Source organism: Aeromonas sp. FDAARGOS 1403, from assembly GCF_019047325.1.
Classification (GTDB): domain Bacteria; phylum Pseudomonadota; class Gammaproteobacteria; order Enterobacterales; family Aeromonadaceae; genus Aeromonas; species Aeromonas dhakensis.
Genome location: NZ_CP077249.1, coordinates 1,178,722 through 1,185,000, shown reverse-complemented (window position 1 = coordinate 1,185,000; position 6,279 = coordinate 1,178,722). Strand labels below are relative to the sequence as shown.

General features: G+C 52.9%; 13 protein-coding genes (1 of these 13 only partly in view). All 13 read right to left on the bottom strand.

The features are described from left to right. Positions 1-531, bottom strand: partial view of a 30S ribosomal protein S4 gene (gene rpsD / locus I6L33_RS05755; protein WP_005307996.1) — the 5' portion only. The gene continues 90 nt to the left of window position 1, outside the view; 531 of the gene's 621 nt are visible here — the first part of the coding sequence; the start codon lies at positions 529-531; its stop codon lies beyond the left edge, outside the window. Between the two features lie 39 nt (positions 532-570). Next, complete coding sequence (gene rpsK, locus I6L33_RS05750; RefSeq protein ID WP_005307993.1) at positions 571-960, bottom strand: 30S ribosomal protein S11; 390 nt, start codon at positions 958-960, stop codon at positions 571-573. A gap of 14 nt (positions 961-974) precedes the next feature. Beyond that, a complete protein-coding gene (gene rpsM / locus I6L33_RS05745) occupies positions 975-1,331 on the bottom strand; it encodes a 30S ribosomal protein S13 (RefSeq protein ID WP_005307991.1) in 357 nt (118 codons plus the stop codon). Positions 1,332-1,470: 139 nt separating this feature from the next. Beyond that, positions 1,471-1,584 carry a 50S ribosomal protein L36 gene (rpmJ, locus tag I6L33_RS05740; RefSeq protein ID WP_005319705.1) on the bottom strand — a complete coding sequence of 38 codons (114 nt, stop codon included), beginning with the start codon at positions 1,582-1,584 and terminating at the stop codon, positions 1,471-1,473. 27 nt (positions 1,585-1,611) lie between these two features. Continuing rightward, on the bottom strand, positions 1,612-2,940 hold the full coding sequence (secY, locus tag I6L33_RS05735) for a preprotein translocase subunit SecY (protein ID WP_005307989.1): 1,329 nt from the start codon (positions 2,938-2,940) through the stop codon (positions 1,612-1,614). 8 nt (positions 2,941-2,948) lie between these two features. Next, on the bottom strand, positions 2,949-3,386 hold the full coding sequence (rplO, locus tag I6L33_RS05730) for a 50S ribosomal protein L15 (protein ID WP_005307987.1): 438 nt from the start codon (positions 3,384-3,386) through the stop codon (positions 2,949-2,951). Between the two features lie 2 nt (positions 3,387-3,388). Then, a complete protein-coding gene (rpmD, locus tag I6L33_RS05725; protein WP_005307985.1) occupies positions 3,389-3,568 on the bottom strand; it encodes a 50S ribosomal protein L30 in 180 nt (59 codons plus the stop codon). Between the two features lie 6 nt (positions 3,569-3,574). After that, entirely contained in the window at positions 3,575-4,075 is a 501-nt protein-coding gene (gene rpsE, locus I6L33_RS05720; protein ID WP_005307983.1) for a 30S ribosomal protein S5, read from the bottom strand. Between the two features lie 14 nt (positions 4,076-4,089). Next, positions 4,090-4,443 carry a 50S ribosomal protein L18 gene (gene rplR / locus I6L33_RS05715; protein ID WP_011704317.1) on the bottom strand — a complete coding sequence of 118 codons (354 nt, stop codon included), beginning with the start codon at positions 4,441-4,443 and terminating at the stop codon, positions 4,090-4,092. Positions 4,444-4,452: 9 nt separating this feature from the next. Next, entirely contained in the window at positions 4,453-4,986 is a 534-nt protein-coding gene (gene rplF / locus I6L33_RS05710; protein ID WP_005307981.1) for a 50S ribosomal protein L6, read from the bottom strand. Between the two features lie 13 nt (positions 4,987-4,999). After that, positions 5,000-5,392, bottom strand: a complete 393-nt coding sequence (rpsH, locus tag I6L33_RS05705) for a 30S ribosomal protein S8 (RefSeq protein WP_005307980.1) — start codon at positions 5,390-5,392, stop codon at positions 5,000-5,002. Positions 5,393-5,412: 20 nt separating this feature from the next. Further along, positions 5,413-5,718: a 30S ribosomal protein S14 gene (gene rpsN, locus I6L33_RS05700; protein ID WP_005307979.1), complete on the bottom strand. Its 306-nt coding sequence runs from the start codon at positions 5,716-5,718 to the stop codon at positions 5,413-5,415. 10 nt (positions 5,719-5,728) lie between these two features. Continuing rightward, the gene (gene rplE, locus I6L33_RS05695; RefSeq protein ID WP_005307978.1) at positions 5,729-6,268 is read right to left on the bottom strand and encodes a 50S ribosomal protein L5; all 540 of its coding nucleotides are present in this window, start codon (positions 6,266-6,268) and stop codon (positions 5,729-5,731) included. Positions 6,269-6,279: the final 11 nt, after the last annotated feature.

The following is a 6,279-nucleotide window of genomic DNA, read 5'->3' as shown; positions in this document are numbered from 1 at the left end:
TTTAGCGGCATCAACCTCTACCCAAGTCGGCTTCTCGCGCTGACCAGCAACCTCAAGGGCAGCTTTGATACGCGCTTGCTTCTTAGCCTTCTCACGAACGCAGATCACGTCCTCAGGGGAAACCTGGAAAGAAGGAATGTTCACAACGCGACCGTTTACCATGATGGCCTTGTGGCTCACCAGCTGACGAGATTCAGCGCGGGTAGCACCGAAGCCCATGCGGTAGACGACGTTGTCCAGACGACCTTCCAGCAGCTGCAACAGGTTTTCACCGGTGTTACCCTTTTGACGGGCAGCGTCGCGGTAGTAGTTGCGGAACTGTTTTTCCAATACGCCGTAGATACGACGAACTTTTTGTTTCTCGCGCAGCTGAACACCGTAGTCAGACAGACGCGCTTTACGCGCACCGTGTTGACCAGGAACGGTGTCAATCTTGCACTTAGAATCAATCGCACGAACACCAGACTTCAGGAAGAGGTCGGTGCCCTCACGACGGCTAAGCTTAAGCTTAGGACCGATATATCTTGCCATCTTCTTTCTCCAACAATCCTAGACCAAGTAGCTACAGCGTTACACGCGGCGCTTCTTGGGAGGACGACAACCGTTGTGCGGGATCGGAGTCACATCAGTAATGTTAGTGATGCGGAAACCAGCCGCGTTCAGAGCGCGGATGGAAGACTCACGACCGGGACCCGGACCTTTAACCATGACTTCCAGGTTCTTCACGCCATATTCTTTGGCCATCTCACCAGCGCGCTCGGCAGCTACCTGAGCAGCGAACGGGGTGGACTTACGAGAACCACGGAAACCGGAACCACCAGAAGTAGCCCAAGACAGAGCGTTGCCCTGACGGTCAGTAATGGTCACGATTGTGTTGTTGAAAGATGCATGAACGTGCGCAATACCGTCGCTCACTTGCTTTTTAACGCGCTTGCGAGCACGAGTCGGAGTTTTAGCCATTTTCTACCTTCCCGTTACTTCTTGATAGCCTTGCGCGGACCCTTACGGGTACGAGCGTTGGTCTTGGTACGTTGACCACGAACAGGCAGGCTACGACGGTGACGCAAACCACGGTAGCAACCCAGATCCATCAATCGCTTGATGTTCATGGAAATCTGACGACGCAGGTCACCTTCAACGGTGAATTTACCTACTTGTTCACGCAGACTCTCGATCTGAGCTTCGTCCAGGTCTTTAATTTTCACATTCTCAGCGATACCGGCTGCGGCACAGATGGCCTTGGAGCGGGTACGACCGACGCCATAAATAGCAGTCAAAGCGATGACTGCATGCTTATGGTCAGGAATGTTAATGCCAGCGATACGGGCCACTATTCACTCCTACATATAGTAGATTACGACCACCACAAAGCCCGTGAGCGGATACGTGGCGGTCAACCAATACACAACAAAAGTTGGCTGGCTATATTAGCCAGCACAACTATTTGTTGCAAGTACTAACCGTAAAAAATTAGCCTTGGCGCTGTTTATGCTTTGGCTCGCTGCAAATCACACGCACCACACCGTGACGCTTGATGATTTTGCAGTTACGGCAGATTGCCTTAACGGAAGCACGAACTTTCATTGCTTAACTCCGTAACTACGCCGACCTTTAGCGGCCGTAGCCCTTCAGGTTGGCCTTCCTCAGGACGTCGCCATATTGATGAGACATCATATGGGTCTGAACCTGAGCCATGAAGTCCATGATAACTACCACGATAATCAGCAGCGAGGTGCCACCGAAATAGAACTGAACGTTCCAGGCAGTCATCAGGAACTGGGGTACCAGACAGATAAAGGTTATATAGAGCGCACCTGCCAATGTCAGGCGGGTCATAACCTTATCGATATAACGTGCTGTCTGCTCGCCCGGGCGGATCCCCGGGATAAAGGCTCCACTCTTCTTCAGGTTATCTGCTGTCTCGCGGGGGTTGAAAACCAGCGCGGTATAGAAGAAGCAGAAGAAGATAATGGCTGCTGCATAGAGCATCTCATACAAGGGCTGACCCGGCTGCAGGACCATAGAGACCTGTTGCAGGATATCGGCGACCTTGCCCTCGCCCTGACCAAACCAAGAGGTAATGGTCCCCGGGAAGAGGATGATGCTGGATGCGAAAATCGCAGGAATCACACCGGCCATATTTACTTTCAACGGCAGGTGTGTGCTTTGCGCTGCGAATACCTGGCGGCCTTGTTGACGCTTGGCATAGTTAACGACGATACGACGCTGACCACGCTCCACGAACACCACAAAGTAAGTCACTGCGAAAACAATCAAGCCCAGCAACAACAACAGCAGGATGTGCAATTCCCCTTGACGTGCCTGTTCGGCCGTAGCGCCAATGGCATGAGGCAGACCAGCAACGATACCTGTGAAGATAATCAACGAGATACCATTACCAATCCCACGCTCGGTAATCTGCTCACCCAACCACATCAAGAACATGGTACCGGTGACCAGACTCACAACGGCTGTGAAATAGAAGCCCAAACCCGGATGAGTCACGAGTCCCTGCATCATATTCGGCAAACCGGTTGCAATACCAATGGCCTGGAAAGTTCCCAAAACCAGCGTGCCCCAACGGGTATATTGGCTAATCTTGCGACGGCCGGATTCACCTTCTTTCTTGAGTTCAGCAAGAGCGGGGTGAACCACAGTCAGCAGCTGGATAATGATCGAGGCCGAAATGTACGGCATGATCCCCAGCGCAAGAATAGAAGCACGCGAGAGTGCACCACCACTGAACATGTTGAACATCTCAATGATGGTGCCCTTCTGTTGTTGGAACAACTCGGCCAGTACGGCGGCGTCAATACCAGGAATCGGCACATAAGAGCCTGCACGGAAAACGATAATCGCCCCGAGAACGAAGAGCAGACGGCTCTTCAGTTCACTCAGACCACCCTGTGCTTTAACATCCAATCCTGGTTTCTTAGCCATTGTACTGATTATTCCTCGATTTTACCGCCAGCGGCCTCGATGGCTGCACGTGCACCCTTGGTGACGGACAGACCACGAACGGTCACAGCACGGTCAATGTTGCCAGACAGAACAACTTTAGCGAACACGATGTTTTTGGTAATAACACCGGCTTGCTTCAGAGTGCTCACGTCGACCACATCACCTTCTACCAGGGCGATTTCGTTCAGGCGTACTTCGGCAGAAACCAAAGATTTGCGAGAGAAGAAACCGAACTTCGGCAGACGGATTTTCAAAGGCATCTGGCCGCCTTCGAAACCGTTGCGGACTTTGCCGCCACCGGAACGAGAGGTTTGACCTTTAACACCACGACCACCGGTCTTGCCCAGACCAGAACCGATACCACGGCCCGGACGGTGCTTAACGCGCTTGGAACCAGCGGCCGGAGACAGAGTATTCAGACGCATGCTTAGCCCTCCACCTTAACCATGTAATAAACCTGGTTGATCATGCCGCGTACGCAGGGAGTATCTTCCAGCTCAACGGTGTGACCAATGCGACGCAGACCCAGACCACGCAGAGTCGCCTTGTGCTTTGGCAGACGGCCGATAGAGCTGCGAGTTTGAGTTACTTTTACAGTGTTAGCCATGTCGCATTACCCCAGAATTTCTTCAACGCGCAGACCACGCTTGGCAGCGATCTGTTCCGGGGATTGACCCTGAACCAGAGCGTCTACAGTGGCGCGAACAACGTTGATTGGGTTGGTGGAACCGTAGGTCTTAGCCAGCACGTTGTGGATACCAGCAACTTCCAGAACGGCACGCATAGCGCCGCCTGCGATGATACCAGTACCTTGAGAGGCCGGCTTCATGAACACGGTGGAACCGGAGTGAACACCTTTCACCGGGTGGTGCAGGGTGCCGTTGTTCAGCTCAACCTTGTTCAGATTACGCTTAGCCTGTTCCATCGCTTTTTGAATAGCGGCCGGAACTTCACGGGCTTTACCGTAACCGTAACCTACACGGCCGTTACCATCACCCACCACGGTCAGCGCGGTGAAGGACATGATACGACCACCTTTAACAGTTTTCGAAACACGGTTTACTGCAATCAGCTTTTCTTGCAGTTCGCCGGCTTGAGATTCGACTTTAGCCATCTTCGACTCCTAGCTTAGAACTGAAGACCAGCGTCACGTGCAGCAGCTGCCAGAGCAGCGATGCGACCGTGATACTTGAAACCGGAACGATCGAAAGATACGTTCTGAACGCCTTTGGCAATAGCACGCTCAGCGATTGCTTTACCTACCGCGGTCGCTGCATCAGCGTTACCGGTGTATTTAATAGCTTCACTGATGGCCTTCTCTACTGTGGAAGCAGAGGCCAGAACTTCGGAACCGTTGGCTGCAATAACCTGCGCATAGATGTGACGCGGGGTACGGTGAACAACCAGACGGGTAGCTCCCAGTTCCTGCATCTTTTTCCGAGCACGAGTAGCACGACGGAGACGAGCTGCTTTCTTGTCCATAGTGTTACCTTACTTCTTCTTAGCTTCTTTAGTACGCACTTGCTCGTTGGCATAGCGTACACCCTTGCCCTTGTAGGGCTCCGGAGCGCGGTAAGCACGGATATCGGCGGCGACTTGGCCAACCAGCTGCTTGTCGACACCACGCAGAACGATTTCTGTGGCAGTCGGGCACTCAGCGGTCACACCAGCCGGCAGCGCATGCTCTACCGGGTGAGAGAAGCCCAGAGCCAGCGCAACAGCATTGCCCTTGATGGAGGCTTTATAACCTACACCAACCAGCTGCAGCTTGCGCTCGAAGCCTTGGGTAACACCGATTACCATGTTGTTGACCAATGCACGGGCAGTACCGGCCTGAGCGTCAGCACCAGCGATGCCGTCGCGCGGGGCGAACTTCAGTACATTGTCTTCTTTGGTCACTTCTACACCGGCGTGAATAGAGCGAACCAGGGAACCTTTACCACCTTTGATGGACAGTTCCTGGCCGTTCAGAGTCACCTCTACGCCAGCAGGAATAGTGACGGGTGCCTTAGCAACACGAGACATTTCCTACCTCCTATTAAGCGACGTAGCAGATGATCTCACCGCCCATGCTTGCTTTACGGGCAGCACGGTCAGTCATCACACCTTTAGACGTGGACACGATAGCAACACCGAGACCGCCCATAACTTTCGGCAGATCAGTAGTGCGCTTGTAAATACGCAGGCCGGGACGGCTCACGCGTTGGATCAGTTCTACAACCGGCTTGCCCTGGAAATATTTCAGTTCAATTTCCAGTTCCGGTTTCACGTCACCAGCTACGGAGTAGCCAGCGATGTAACCTTCTTCTTTCAGCACTTTGGCAATAGCCACTTTCAGCTTGGAAGAAGGCATGGAAACCGCAACTTTGCTCGCCGCCTGACCGTTACGGATGCGGGTCAGCATATCCGCGATCGGATCTTGCATGCTCATAGTCTAACTCCCGAGATTCTTTACCAAGAGGCCTTTTTCAGGCCCGGAATTTCGCCCTTCATGGCATGCTCACGCACCTTGATGCGGGACAGACCAAACTTACGCAGGAAACCGTGCGGACGACCAGTAATGTTGCAACGGTTACGCTGACGGGACGGACTGGAATCACGGGGCAGCTGTTGCAGTTGCAGAACAGCATCCCAACGCGCTTCTTCAGAAGCGTTCATATCAACGATGATAGCTTTGAGCTCGGCACGCTTGGTCGCGTACTTGGCTACCAGCTTCGCACGCTTTACTTCACGTGCTTTCATGGATGTTTTAGCCATAACCCTAACCTTACTTGCGGAATGGGAAGTTAAAGGCAGCCAGCAGAGCACGGCCTTCTTCATCGGTATTCGCGGAAGTGGTGATGGTGATATCCAGACCACGAACGCGATCGACCTTGTCATAGTCGATTTCCGGGAAGATGATTTGCTCACGCACGCCCATGGAGTAGTTACCACGACCGTCGAACGCTTTAGCGTTCAGGCCACGGAAGTCACGGATACGCGGTACGGAGATGCAAATCAGCCGTTCCAGGAACTCCCACATACGCTCGCCACGCAGGGTTACTTTACAACCTATCGGGTAGCCTTCACGAATCTTGAAGCCCGCAACAGATTTGCGAGCTTTGGTGATCAGCGGCTTCTGACCGGAAATGGCAGCCATATCGGCAGCAGCATTTTCCAGCAATTTCTTGTCAGAGATCGCTTCACCAACACCCATGTTCAGGGTGATTTTCTCGATCCGAGGGACTTGCATGATAGTCTTGTAACCGAACTGCTTGGTCAGTTCATTTACTACATCTGATTTGTAGTAATCATGCAGTTTCGCCATCGTTAAACTCC